This window comes from Pseudomonas sp. G3-39, assembly GCF_054790485.1.
Window position 1 is genome coordinate 3,670,976 of record NZ_CP186497.1, and the last position, 12,384, is coordinate 3,683,359.

Below are 12,384 nucleotides of genomic sequence, written 5' to 3' on the forward strand. Positions count from 1 at the left end.
AAGGGCTGCCGCGGGTGACCGAATTGCCGGGCTATTCTGAGCGCCTGACTGAGCCGGTTACAGAGGCAGATCCAACAGAAAAATACGGATCAGATGCCCATCTGATCCGCTCCGGACATGATCTGGTATTCAGATCGGCACACAACGGTTCGTGATCCGCCGCTTTGAACTAGAGTGATTGCCGTCGCGCGAAGAACAATAACAATCCCAGGAGTGGTCAATGTCCGAACTGAACCTGCACCCCAACGCCGCCGAATCCCTAAAGCACTGGCACGAGATGATCCGCACCGGCAATCTCAAGGCCTTGCCCGAACTGCTCGACCCGAACGCGGTATTCCGCTCGCCCATGGCCCACTCGCCTTACCCCGGCGCCCCAGTGGTGACGATGATCCTCAACACCGTGTTCGACGTGTTTGAAGACTTCAAATACCACCGCGAACTGGCGACTGCCGATGGCTTGAATGTGGTTTTGGAGTTCAGCGCCAAGGTGGGGACGAAAGAACTGAAAGGGATCGACATGATTCGCTTTGATGAGAGCGGGAAGATTGTCGAGTTCGAGGTGATGGTGCGGCCGTTGAGCGGGTTGCAGGCTCTCGGCGAAGAGATGGGGCGGCGGCTTGGTGCGTATCTGGCAAGCGCGAAACCAAAGTAGGATCAGGCGCCACAAAAAAAGCCCACTGACCATTACCGGTTCAGTGGGCTTTTGCGTATGTGGCGTCTAGTTACAGCGCCATGTCACGTGCAGCATTTTCCTTCGGTGCTTCAGCTTTTTCAGTTGCAGGTGCAGGTGCAGCCGGAGCAGCCTGACCGATCACCGGTGGAGTTGGCAGTTCGAGGATCTTGGCGGTGTACGCCCACTCTTGTGCCACTTTTGCCGGATCGTTGTTCAGCTGAGTGCCGTAGCTTGGCACGATCTGGTGCAGCTTGGCCTGCCACTCAGGGGTGGCGACTTTGTCTTTGAAGACTTTCTGCAGCACGCTCAGCATGATCGGTGCAGCGGTCGACGCGCCTGGCGATGCGCCCAGCAGGCCGGCGATGGAGCCGTCTTGTGCAGCAACGATTTCGGTGCCCAGTTTCAGCACGCCGCCAGCGGCTTCATCACGCTTGATGATTTGCACGCGCTGGCCGGCTTGCCACAGGCGCCAGTCTTCGGCTTTGGCGTTCGGGAAGTATTCCTTCAGCGCGTTCAGACGGTCTTCATCCGACAGCATCAGTTGACCGGCCAGGTACTCGACCAGCGGGTATTCCTTGATGCCGACCTTGGTCATCGGCCAGATGTTGTGGGTGGTGGTGCTGGTCAGCAGGTCCAGGTACGAGCCTTCTTTGAGGAACTTGGTGCTGAAGGTCGCGAATGGGCCAAACAGGATGACGCGCTTGCCGTCCAGAACACGGGTGTCCAGGTGCGGAACCGACATCGGCGGTGCGCCAACCGAAGCTTTACCGTAGGCCTTGGCCAGGTGCTGCTCGGCGATGGCCGGGTTATCGGTCACCAGGAACGAGCCGCCGACCGGGAAGCCAGCGTATTCCTTGGCTTCAGGAATGCCCGACTTCTGCAGCAGGTGCAGAGCGCCGCCACCAGCGCCGATGAACACGAACTTGGCGTCGGTTTCGGTCTTGGTGCCGTCTTTCAGGTTTTTGTAGCTGACGCGCCAGGTGCCGTCGGCGTTCTTGGTGATGTCTTCGACTTCACTCGACAGCTTCAGGTCGAAGTTAGGCTTGGTCTGCAGGTAACCGGCGAACTGGCGGGTGATTTCGCCGAAGTTCATGTCGGTACCCAGCGGGCTCCAGGTGGCCGCGATTTTCTGGTTCGGGTCACGCCCTTCCATCATCAGCGGGACCCACTTCTTGATCACAGCCGGGTCTTCGGAGTACTGCATGCCGGCGAACAGCGGGCTCGCTTGCAGGGCTTCGTAGCGCTTTTTCAGGAACTTGATGTTGTCATCGCCCCACACGAAGCTCATGTGCGGCGTGGTGTTGATGAACGAGCGAGGGTTCTTCAGAACGCCTTGCTGAACCTGCCAGGCCCAGAACTGACGGGACACCTGGAACGCTTCGTTGATCTCGACCGCTTTCGGGATCGTCACGTTGCCTTTGTCGTCTTCCGGGGTGTAGTTCAGCTCAGCCAGGGCGGAGTGACCGGTACCGGCGTTGTTCCAGCCGTTGGAGCTTTCCAGGGCGACGCCGTCGAGGCGCTCGACCATTTCCATCGACCAGCTTGGCTCCAGCTCATTGATCCACACACCCAGGGTGGTGCTCATGATGCCGCCGCCGATCAGCAGAACGTCGACTTTCTTTGCTTCTGCAGCATTGGCGGACGACATCCCCATCGCCAAAGCCAGCCCGAGCAAGGCTGTGTTCACTTTCTTAAACATCCGTTGCACCTATGATAAAACGCCTTCCGCCCGCCGCTGTTATCTGTATGCGATCCGCTTTGATGACGCTCAGGCTCGCGTCGCAGATTCCGGCACACTTCAATTTTGACGGGTGGGCACACAAGGCCGACGTACCGCATCGACCTCAGTTAATGTCCCTTCTGAACTGACTTCTTATCATTATTGGCTTCAGCTACTTGAGCGACAGGGATTCCGTCAGCCCGCCCCAAAGGCAGGCAAACCGAATAAGGTCAAACCAAGTTGGCGCGAAGAATATCACGTCAGGGCAAACCCGCGCGTCTGTTCCCGACTTGAGAGTCTTTTTCCGCTGTGGGCGTTATCGGCCGGTTTGGGCTGAACATGATTCAGAAACCTGTGGTGGCTGGGTTGGATCCATCGCGAGCAGGCTCACTCCTACAGGGAATGGGCTGCTCTCGCGATGGCGGCACTACAACCGAAACCGATCCACCGACAACGCCAACGCCCCCGCCAGACTCGACAGTTCATCGGTGGTATTGGCCGTCTGCCCGATCACTTTACTGTTGCCCTCGGACATCCCGGCGATCATTTCCACCTGATGAGCGATTTCGTTGCTGGCCTGGCTTTGCTCGCCGATGGTGCGGGTGATGTCGTTGACCAGTTGCGTGGTGCTGAGGGTGGCGTCGAGGATTTCGCGAATCGCCCGTTCGACTTCAGCCGTGACCGCCATGCCCTTGTCGACTTGGGCCACGCCGGCCTCCATGCTGCTGACCGCCTCCCGGGTGCTGTTTTGGATCCGTGCAACCATCGCGGCGATTTCCTGGGTTGAGGCACTGGTGCGTGCCGCCAGGCTGCGCACTTCGTCGGCAACCACGGCAAAGCCCCTGCCCTGCTCGCCGGCCCGCGCTGCCTCGATGGCGGCGTTGAGTGCCAGCAGGTTGGTCTGGTCGGCGATGCTCTTGATCACCTGAATGATGTTGAAGATGCCTTCGGATTCCTGATCCAGCGTACGGATCACCTGTGCCGACTGTTGCGCCGAGCGGGCGATGTCGTCCATGTCGCTGACCACCTGATGGATCACCTGCCCGCCGCTCTTGGCCAGCGACTCGGCCTGATTGGCCATGCCCAGCGCGCGTTCGGCATGACGGGTGATTTCCTCGATACTGGCGGTCATTTGGCTCGCGGCGGCGGCCATGGTGCCGGCGGCGGCGCTTTGCTGCTGACTGCTGTCGGCAACCTGATGGCAGCCGTGGCTCAGTTGCTCGCTCATGCCGCTGACCCCATGGGCGTTGCGCCGAACGACGTCGATCATGTTGCGCAGGTCGCGCTGCATGGTCGCCAGACTGCGGATCAGCGTACTGGCCTCGTCCTTGCCGGCCGGCTCGCTGATCGGTTCGCTGAGGTTGCCGTGGGCAATGCTTTGCGCGATCTGGTTGGCGGATTTCAGCGGCCCCATGATGCTGCGGGTCACCCAACGCCCTTGCCCCAATAACAGCAGCAGGCTGGCCAGCAATACTGCGCCGAGGGCGATGTTGGCGTTGCGAATAGCGCTTTCGGTGGCCTGGCTGGTGTCACGGGTGTTGCTTTCGATCAGTTCGCTGAGGGCCGCCATCTGCTCTTCGAGCTGACTGAAGGCCGCATTGAACGTGCCCAGCTCCCGTTGCGCGCTATCCGGGTTGTCCAATGCCAGACCGACAATGCGCTCGGCCGCTGCAATGTAGGTGTCCAGGCTGGGTTTTATGTGTTCCAGCGCAGACTTGATCGTCGGGTTGACCGGCAATTTGAGGTTTTCTTCCAGCACTTCGCGAAAATGCGTGGCGTGCTCGTTGATTGAGTCCTGCACCTCTGCGGCCGTGCCGGTACTTTTGCCCAAGCCCACCAGCATCGCCGAATACACGTCGGCCCGCAGCGCATCGTGCATCATGTCGGCTTCCATGTGATTGCGCAGCGCGGTCATGCTCACCGCGTTGTCGTTCACCGCTGCGGACATGCGCGTATTCCCCACATAGCTGACCAGACTCACGATCAGCGCCGTCAACAGACTGGTGGCAATCAGCAGCAGCAAACGCAATTTGATCGACACGGTGGGTTCCTCCCCTGAGGCGCGCCGGAATGCGCCTTTCAGGATTTCAGTTAAGCTTATTTGTGCAGATGTGCCGCTTCAGAGCGTTTCAGCAAGTATCCGCGTGTTCGAACGGAACTCCGGCAAAGGTCGCACCTCTGAGATTATGTAGTCCTTCCTTTTTGCTTCGCGCTTGTGGAGGAACATCGTCATGCGCAAGTTAGTGCTCATTTCTTCTCTCCTGCTCTGCCTCCCTGTCGGCTCGGCTCTGGCCCGTGTCGACGCCGGCGATGTCGCCACCTCGGCGGGCGTTTCCGCGTCGCTGTACTCGACCTTCAAGGATCACAAAATGGTGATCCCGGCGCGCGACGACCTGTCAGCGTTCGTCGCCAGCGGCGGGGCCATCCGTGGGGTTTATCTTGAGTCGGTACTGCAACAGGTGCGGCACGACAACCCCGGCCTCAATGCCAGCGATGAAGACCTCGCCAACGCGATTCTGGTGCATTACGAAGGCCTGAATCAGTAGTTGCCAGGGACGCAGCGGCCGATGGACGGCAGCTGAGGGCGCATAGGCAAAACCGTCTGACGGCCTCTATGATGGAGGCCATGACGACTCTTGCGCCTCCTGCGCCTTTGCGCTCACCCTGCCCGCCCGGCGCCTGCGATTGCGGGCGCGACGCGTTGCTGGAAACGCCGGGCACGGATCTGCGCATTCTGCGCCTGACCCGCGAGCAGGAAAAAATCCTCCTCGCCCGCCTGGAACAACTCAAAGACCTTGCGGACTTGCGGCATCTGCAACAGCGCATGCACGAACAGTTGGGCCTGCGGGTGGAAATCTCCCCGGGCTTTCATGAAGTGCGCAGCATGCTCGGCATCGAGATTCAAATCGAGGCACTGCCGGGGCTGTGCCGCAAGACGCGCAAGTCAATCCCGGCCGCGATTCGCCGGGGCCTGAACAACCACCCCGAAATCGCCTTCGAACTGCTCAACGCCCACGACTTGCTGCGCGATACCTGATCAGCGTTTCATCCCGACCCGGTTGCGCATCTCTGCGGTGATGCTTTGGCGGGTTTTCTTCATGTCGGCCCACGGCTCATCGCCGACATCGTTCAAGCGCTCATGGACATTGCTGATGTTCCACTGATTGCCGCCCTTGATTTCACCCACTTCTTCGCGAAACAGCGGTACCGACACCGGCAGGCCCTCACGGGTACGCGCGGCATAGGTACAAATAGTGGTGGCGCCCAGACCGTTGCGCAGGTAATCGATAAAGATTCGCCCGACACGATTTTTCGGCCCGGACACCGCTGAGAAACGTTCCGGTAACAGCTTGGCCATGTGACTGACGATCGCATGGCTGAAATCCTTGACCTCGTCCCAGCCATGCTTGCGGGTCAACGGCACCACCAGGTGAATGCCCTTGCCGCCACTGGTCTTGAGAAAGGCCTTGAGCCCCAGTTCATCCAGCACGGTGAGGGTCAGTGCGGTGGCTTCGACCATGCTTTTCCACGGCAGCGCAGGGTCAGGGTCGAGATCGAGGACGAAGCGGTCAGGCTTGTCCAGATCGACGGTGGTGGCGTTCCAGGTGTGCAACTCGACCGTGCTCATCTGCACTGCGCCGATCAAGGCCTCGGCATTGTTGATCAACATCACCGGTTGCCCGGTAACGTCCTTGTCCAGCGTGGTGATGCCGGGAATCGCCAGGCGCTCGGCGTTTTTCTGGAAGAACAGCTCGCCGGCAATGCCGTCCGGCGCCCGCACCAGCGCAACCGGGCGATCCTTGAGCTGCGGCAGGATCCACTCGGCGACGCTGGCGTAATACTCGGCCAGTTGCATCTTGGTGGCGCCGCTGACCGCATCGATCACCCGGTCGGGGTGGGTGATGCGCACTTTGCCGCTGGCCAGCCCCAGCTGGGACGGCGCCGGTTCGGCTTTCTTCGGCTCAGTGGCTTTCTTTGATTCTGCAGTTTTCTTCGTCGAGGGAGCTTTTTTCGACGGGGTGGCTTTCGCTGAAGTCTTCACGGGTTTCGCGCGCTCCTCGGTAATCGACTTGGCCGGTTTGTCATTGCGCAGACCATGGAACACAGCGTGGCGCACCGAACCGTCCTTGGTCATTTCGGCGAACGCCACTTCTGCCAACAGATTGGGTTTGAGCCAGTGCACACCTTTGGCCTCGAAGCCGCTCGGCGGATTGACCACGGCAGCCTTCTTCACCTGCAATGGCTTGAGCTGAGCGAGGATGCTTTTCAGCGTGGTTTCGTTGAAGCCGGTGCCGACCTTGCCGGCATAGCGCAACTCGCCACTGTCGCGATCATGCAGGCCCAACAACAGCGCACCGAAAGCACTGCGCGCACCTTTCGGATCGGTGTAGCCGACAACCACGAATTCCTGCCGATGCTTGCACTTGAGCTTGATCCAGTCGCTGCTGCGCCGCGACACGTAGGGCGAGCCGAGGCGTTTGCCGATCAGCCCTTCCATCTGCATCTGGCAGGCGCTGTTAAGCAACGCGTCCGGAGTTTCATCGAAGGCTTCGGAGAAGCGCAGCAACGGCTGTTCATGCCCACCGAGTACCGTGGACAACGCCGCGCGGCGTTCCTCGACCGGCACCTCACGCAGGTCGACGCCGTTGAGATAGGGCATGTCGAACAGGTAGTACATGATGCTGGCGCTGCGCCCGGCTTCGAAGGCATTTTGCAGCGCTTGGAAGTCCGGTACACCGTGTTCGTTGGCAACCACCATTTCGCCATCCAGCCATGCCGATTCCAGCCCCAATTCGGCAAGCGCTTGCGCCTGTTGCGGCAGTTTGTGCGTCCAGTCGTGGCCGTTGCGGGTGAAGAGTTGCACCTGATCGTGATCGATGCGCGCCATGATCCGGTAACCGTCGAACTTGATTTCGTAGCTCCACTGTCCTTCGGGTGCGCTGTCGACCAGAGTCGCCAGTTCCGGTTTGAGCTGCGCCGGCAGTTTGGCCTTGCGCGCACCGGTGAGCGTCCCGGACGCCGCCTTGCGCGGTTTGGCCGGGGACTTCTTCACTGGCTTGGCTTGCTCGGCGGCGAGCTTGGGTTTGCTGATCAGGGTGCGTTCGCTGAGCACGCTGTCCGGCTCGGCGCTGAGCACGTCGTAGTCGTCTTGCGGGCGCGCGGCGCTGTCCTGATGTTTGATCAGAAACCAGTTTTCCTTCTTGCCCGGCATGTGCGTGCGCACCAGGTTCCAGATCCCGGAGAGCTTTTCGCCCTGCAGCTCGAACTTGAGTTTGCCCTTGGCGTAAGCCTTGGCCGGATCCTCCAGGGGAATCCACACGCCACGATCCCAGACAATCACATCGCCGGCGCCGTAATGCCCCTCGGGGATGCTGCCCTCGAACGTCGCGTAATCCAGTGGATGATCTTCGACGTGCACCGCCAGGCGCTTGACCTTGGGATCGAGCGACGGGCCCTTGGGCACCGCCCAGCTCTTCAGTGCGCCATCGAGTTCGAGGCGAAAGTCATAATGCAGGTGCGACGCGTCGTGCTTCTGGATGCAGAACTGCAGCGCATGTTCAGTGGCCTTGCTGCGGCCACGGCGTTTGACGGCGGCGGGCTCCGAGGTCGCCGAGAAATCGCGCATGCGGTTGTAATCGTCGAGGTTCCTGTTCATGGCGCACCTGCCTTGTGTCAGCCAATGCGGGTCACGGTCAGCGCGACCACGGCGATCCGGTCCACGCGCTGGTAACCGGGGTTCAACAACTCTTCACCGAACACGTCAGGATCCAGTTCGCGATAGGTCCAGCCGAATCGCGTCGAATCCAGGCGTGGCACCACGGTGTCGAAAAACGGATCACGACCATCGACCATCGCTACCCCGGTGTACAACAGCAACGAGCCACCGGGCGCCAGTCGATTGAGCGCCTGCTCGACGATGCGCAGCGACAACCCTGCACCGAGCGAGCCACCGCCATGCCGATAAGCACGCCCGGCCGGGTCTGCCATGTACGGCGGGTTGGCGACAATCAGGTCGAAGTTGCCTTCGGTGCCCTGCAGCACATCACTGGTCTGCACCTCAACATTGGCGACCTCGGCCAATGCTGCGTTGATCGCGGTCAGGCGCAGCGCGGCGGGATTGATGTCGACCGCCAGCACCTGCGCTTCTCGCCGTGCGCGGGCAATCAGGATGGCGCCGACGCCGGCGCCGCAGCCAATGTCCACCGCACGCTGAATCGGCGCGAAGCTCTGTTGCAGATGCGCGTGAATCAGCTGCGCGAAACGGTAGGTGTCCGGGCCGAAAAACACCGAATCGGCGGCATCGGTGGGAAAGCCGGAATGCACGAACAACAAGTCATCAAGACTCGACCAGCGCACCCGGCTTTTCAAGCGGCCGTCGTAGACATCAATCACTTGAGCATCCTGCAACTGCCGCTGTTCGTCAGCGGACAACAGCCCCGGTTCGAACGGCCGCGACCAGCCGAAGACGTCGCGCAGGGTATCTGCGACCTGCCCTTCGTCGCGCTGATTGACCCGCTGATGGGTCAAGGGCGTCGGCGTGATGAAACGGTAGCCGTCGGCCTGCAAGCGCCGGCCGAGTTGCAGCAGCGTGAGATCATTGGCGGACAGTTGTTCTTCCTGATTCATGGAGATTTCCTTAGCGCAGACTGGATTTGAGTTCGATGAAGCGACGTGTCGCCAGCAGCCCCGCCGGGTGGGCATGCCGGGCCGGTGACAACCATGGGATCAGCGTCGCCATTTGTGCGTGTCCGTCCTGACCTTGCAGTGCGGCCGTCAGGCGCTGCACATCGGGATCGTGTTCGGGCACGGCGGCGTCCGGGGTGGCGACCTGACGGCTGCGTCGTGGCGCTTTGCGTTGGTCGGATGGGGTCCAGTCGCCGGCAATCCAGTCGTGCAGCAGTTGCTTTTCATATGGACTGAACACGCCGAACATCGCCGCACCGTCGCCGTCAATCAGCTGCCAGAAACGGCTGGCTTGCGGATCTTCGTTGCGTTTGATCCAGCCTTTGTCCTGCATTGCCTGCAGGAAACCAGGTAGCTGTTCGGGAGTGGCCAGCCACTGATTGACGGTTTTGCCTTCGAAACGGCAGTAGTCGGAGTGCATGTGCTGACCGAACGGGCGCTTGCGCTCGAGCATCGCCAGCACTTCGTGCTCCAGGTCAAAGCCCTCGATGATCGCGCGACTGCCCTGCCCCAAGTCATTGAGTCGATAGCCCAGCGACACCCGGCGCAGAAATTCGCCGCGATCGGCTTCCAGCGGCAGCAAGTCAAGTACCGATTGCACGGCCTTTTGCGCATGCCCGGTGCTGGCGTTGTCGATGGTCACATGCAGAGTGAAGTAGTACGGATCAATGCCCAACTCGCTGAGTTCATAGGCGCTGATCAGCAAATGCAGCGGCAGTTGTTCGTAGCCGAGGTTGTAGCCGATCACCTCCGGCAGAAAGCTTTCGCCACAGACGCCGAGTGCCAGTTGCAGGGCACCTTGCAGGTAGCGTTCATCGGCGATGGCGCTGGCGTCCTGCAAACCGTGCTCAGCGAGCAGTTTGCGGTAGATCACCACGTGGTTTTGCGCTGGATTGCCGTCGCCCAACTCTTCCAGATAGGTACACAGCAACCCGTCGAAACGCGGGTCGCGCCACTGCGCCAACAAACCGTACAGCCACGCGCCATCCACCAGTTTGGTCGGCGCCACGGCTTGCAGAAAGTACAGCGCATGGGCTTTGTTGCTGAAGAACTGGCGCGGTCCGCCGGCCTGGCGCTGTTGCAGGTAATCGGCGTACTGCCGGGCAACTTCTGTGCAGTGCTCGGCGACCCAGCCTTGCCACGCCGACGGATCCTGCGGAAGTTCCTCGGGCAACAGCGCGGCGCGCTGCAACTGCTCGGCAAGAAAGTCCTGTGCGAGGGTTTCAGGCGCATCCTCAAGCAGCAGTGCCTCATAAATACGCCGCAGGTCACCGTCGGCAGTGATGGGCTGTTGCTGCGCACTCGGCGCATGCAGAGGGGTCAGGGCAGTCATGTCAGTGTTCTCACTCGGTTGGCCGGTCAGGGCGTTGTTTCACGCCTCTACATCAGCAGAGCAACCGCTACGGAGAAAAATTCAATCGACATGAAAATTGCCCTGACGGACGGAGCATCGTGGTCCCGGCAAGGGCTGCCCGAGACCGCGATTTTTGACGGTGCTTCAGGCCCGACCTTTGGCCTGAGCCTCCAGGTGCACCTGCAATTGCGGGTCGATCTGCAGCGCGGCAGCCAGTTCATCCAGGTAGTTGCGTTCGGCGTCTTGCTGATCGTCCACCAGGATCACGCTGACCAGGTACATCTCGGCGGCCATGGCCTGGTCGCCGTTTGCAGCCGTGGCGACTTCGTTGGCGTCCAGCGATTTGGCGACTTCGCTTTCGAACCACTGCTGCAATTGCGGATCGTCGGTGTGCTTGCTGATTTCACTGTTGATCATCTGTTGTTCCCGGGGGTCGATCTCGCCGTCAGCCTTGGCTGCCGCGATCAGCGCCCGCAGCACAGCATGCCCGTGCTCCTCGACTTCGGGCCCGGCCAGCAGATTTGCGGTTGGCGGAATCTGTTGTGGCGCCGCCGACGCCTGACTGCGCTGCCAGGCCTGATACGCCTGGAACGCCATCATTCCCAATGAGGCCAGCGCCGCATAATTGGTGCCGCCGGAACGACTTTGTGTTCCGCCGCCACCGAGTGCCCCACCCAGCGCGCCGCCCAAGCCACCACCGCTACCGCCGCCGAGCAGGCCACCGAGCAAACCGCCCAAACCGCCCAGCCCTCCGGACTGCACCGCACTGCCGCCGGGGCCTGCACCGCCACCCAACAGACCGCCAAGCAAATCGCCCAATCCACCCAGCCCAGCGCCGGCCGAACCAGCACCTTGTTGTCCCACCGAGGCCTGGCCCCGCAGCAGTTGTTCGAGCAAATCACTGGTGTTCATGATCTCGTCCTCAGCCATTGGCAATAAATGCGTCAGGCAACAATAGACCGCCGACGCCGGCGCGCCAGCACCGTCTGGCTGACGCCGGCTGCCACCTGCAGATTTCGCCGAGGTATTTTTCGAGCGGCCAGCTAAGATTCAAAGGTGGTGAACCTTATCCCGGCCAAACCGGTCGATAGCTGCAACCCCGACCCGGTTTGCCGGCGCCCTTTGCCCAAGGGTAATACCCGGCATGCTTCATTTTTCTGGAGAACGCCCCTGTGATATCGACCGTACACATCGCCAGGCTCAAAGCATGGGGCGCCCATGGTTTTACCGCGACCGGCGTGGTCACTGCCTTTCTGGCGACCCTCGCCCTGCTGGAGAACCAGCCGACACACTGTCTGATGTGGCTGGGCGTGGCATTGATCGTCGACGGTCTCGACGGAGCGCTCGCGCGCAAGGTCAATGTGCAGTCGGTACTGCCGAGTTTCGACGGCTCGATCCTCGATCTGGTGATCGACTACCTGACTTACGTATTCATCCCAGCGCTGTTCATCTATCGCTACATTCCCCTGCCCGACTACACCCTGCTGCTGAGCGTATCGCTGATTCTGGTGTCGTCGCTGTTCTGTTTCTGCAACGTCAACATGAAGAGCAAGGACAACTACTTCGTCGGCTTCCCCGCCGCGTGGAACGTGGTTGCCCTGTGCCTGTACATCATCGACCCGGGGCCGTGGATCACCTTTCTGACCATCATCGGTCTGGCGCTGCTGACCGTGACCCGCATGAAGTTCCTGCACCCGTTCCGGGTACGCCGGTTCATGCCGATCAACATCGCGGTGACGGCCATCTGGCTGCTGTGCAGCCTGTCGCTGGTGCTTAATCACCCGGTGATCAATCCGCTGGTGATGGGTTTGTGGTTGCTGGCGTCGGCGTACTTTCTGGGGATCTGCATCTGGCGTACGGCGCTGGAGTGGTTTGATCGGCCGCACCTGAAATAGCACCAGACCTGCCAATCACGAATACCTGTGGGAGCTGGCTTGCCAGCGATTTCGGACT

At 60.9% G+C, this 12,384-nt stretch carries 10 protein-coding genes; 4 read left to right on the forward strand and 6 right to left on the reverse strand.

Annotated elements, in window-relative coordinates; genetic code table 11:
• The first annotated feature begins 220 nt into the window (after positions 1-220).
• A complete protein-coding gene (locus ACOYXG_RS16225) occupies positions 221-652 on the forward strand; it encodes a nuclear transport factor 2 family protein (RefSeq protein WP_247842432.1) in 432 nt (143 codons plus the stop codon).
• A 70-nt stretch (positions 653-722) separates the two neighbouring features.
• Here the strand turns inward: ACOYXG_RS16225 and mqo are convergent, their stop codons facing one another.
• Positions 723-2,372, reverse strand: a complete 1,650-nt coding sequence (gene mqo, locus ACOYXG_RS16230; RefSeq protein ID WP_460352789.1) for a malate dehydrogenase (quinone) — start codon at positions 2,370-2,372, stop codon at positions 723-725.
• Positions 2,373-2,820: 448 nt separating this feature from the next.
• On the reverse strand, positions 2,821-4,434 hold the full coding sequence (locus tag ACOYXG_RS16235) for a methyl-accepting chemotaxis protein (protein WP_460352791.1): 1,614 nt from the start codon (positions 4,432-4,434) through the stop codon (positions 2,821-2,823).
• Between the two features lie 190 nt (positions 4,435-4,624).
• Between ACOYXG_RS16235 and ACOYXG_RS16240 the strand changes: the two genes are divergently transcribed.
• Together ACOYXG_RS16240 and ACOYXG_RS16245 are read left to right on the forward strand one after the other, a co-directional pair.
• On the forward strand, positions 4,625-4,939 hold the full coding sequence (locus ACOYXG_RS16240; protein ID WP_007962425.1) for a DUF2388 domain-containing protein: 315 nt from the start codon (positions 4,625-4,627) through the stop codon (positions 4,937-4,939).
• A 68-nt stretch (positions 4,940-5,007) separates the two neighbouring features.
• Positions 5,008-5,430, forward strand: a complete 423-nt coding sequence (locus ACOYXG_RS16245; RefSeq protein WP_134786741.1) for a hypothetical protein — start codon at positions 5,008-5,010, stop codon at positions 5,428-5,430.
• On the opposite strand, the gene ligD is transcribed toward ACOYXG_RS16245, so the two are convergent.
• From ligD to ACOYXG_RS16265, 4 genes are all read right to left on the reverse strand, one after another.
• Positions 5,431-8,049 carry a DNA ligase D gene (gene ligD / locus ACOYXG_RS16250; protein WP_460352794.1) on the reverse strand — a complete coding sequence of 873 codons (2,619 nt, stop codon included), beginning with the start codon at positions 8,047-8,049 and terminating at the stop codon, positions 5,431-5,433.
• 17 nt (positions 8,050-8,066) lie between these two features.
• Positions 8,067-9,020, reverse strand: a complete 954-nt coding sequence (locus ACOYXG_RS16255; protein WP_460352796.1) for a methyltransferase — start codon at positions 9,018-9,020, stop codon at positions 8,067-8,069.
• A gap of 10 nt (positions 9,021-9,030) precedes the next feature.
• Positions 9,031-10,410: an iron-containing redox enzyme family protein gene (locus ACOYXG_RS16260; RefSeq protein WP_460352798.1), complete on the reverse strand. Its 1,380-nt coding sequence runs from the start codon at positions 10,408-10,410 to the stop codon at positions 9,031-9,033.
• A gap of 165 nt (positions 10,411-10,575) precedes the next feature.
• Entirely contained in the window at positions 10,576-11,343 is a 768-nt protein-coding gene (locus ACOYXG_RS16265; protein ID WP_460352800.1) for a tellurite resistance TerB family protein, read from the reverse strand.
• A 260-nt stretch (positions 11,344-11,603) separates the two neighbouring features.
• Here ACOYXG_RS16265 and pcsA point away from each other — a divergent pair, with 260 nt between their 5' ends.
• Entirely contained in the window at positions 11,604-12,326 is a 723-nt protein-coding gene (gene pcsA / locus ACOYXG_RS16270; RefSeq protein ID WP_027611662.1) for a phosphatidylcholine synthase, read from the forward strand.
• The last annotated feature ends 58 nt before the right edge of the window (positions 12,327-12,384 follow it).

What these genes read in the sequence shown, in the direction of transcription:
- ACOYXG_RS16225 (WP_247842432.1), top strand. Translation starts at nt 221, where the DNA reads ATGTCCGAACTGAACCTGCACCCCAACGCCGCCGAATCCCTAAAGCAC.
- mqo (WP_460352789.1), bottom strand. Translation starts at nt 2,372, where the DNA reads ATGTTTAAGAAAGTGAACACAGCCTTGCTCGGGCTGGCTTTGGCGATG.
- ACOYXG_RS16240 (WP_007962425.1), top strand. Translation starts at nt 4,625, where the DNA reads ATGCGCAAGTTAGTGCTCATTTCTTCTCTCCTGCTCTGCCTCCCTGTC.
- ACOYXG_RS16245 (WP_134786741.1), top strand. Translation starts at nt 5,008, where the DNA reads ATGATGGAGGCCATGACGACTCTTGCGCCTCCTGCGCCTTTGCGCTCA.
- ligD (WP_460352794.1), bottom strand. Translation starts at nt 8,049, where the DNA reads ATGAACAGGAACCTCGACGATTACAACCGCATGCGCGATTTCTCGGCG.
- ACOYXG_RS16255 (WP_460352796.1), bottom strand. Translation starts at nt 9,020, where the DNA reads ATGAATCAGGAAGAACAACTGTCCGCCAATGATCTCACGCTGCTGCAA.
- ACOYXG_RS16260 (WP_460352798.1), bottom strand. Translation starts at nt 10,410, where the DNA reads ATGACTGCCCTGACCCCTCTGCATGCGCCGAGTGCGCAGCAACAGCCC.
- ACOYXG_RS16265 (WP_460352800.1), bottom strand. Translation starts at nt 11,343, where the DNA reads ATGAACACCAGTGATTTGCTCGAACAACTGCTGCGGGGCCAGGCCTCG.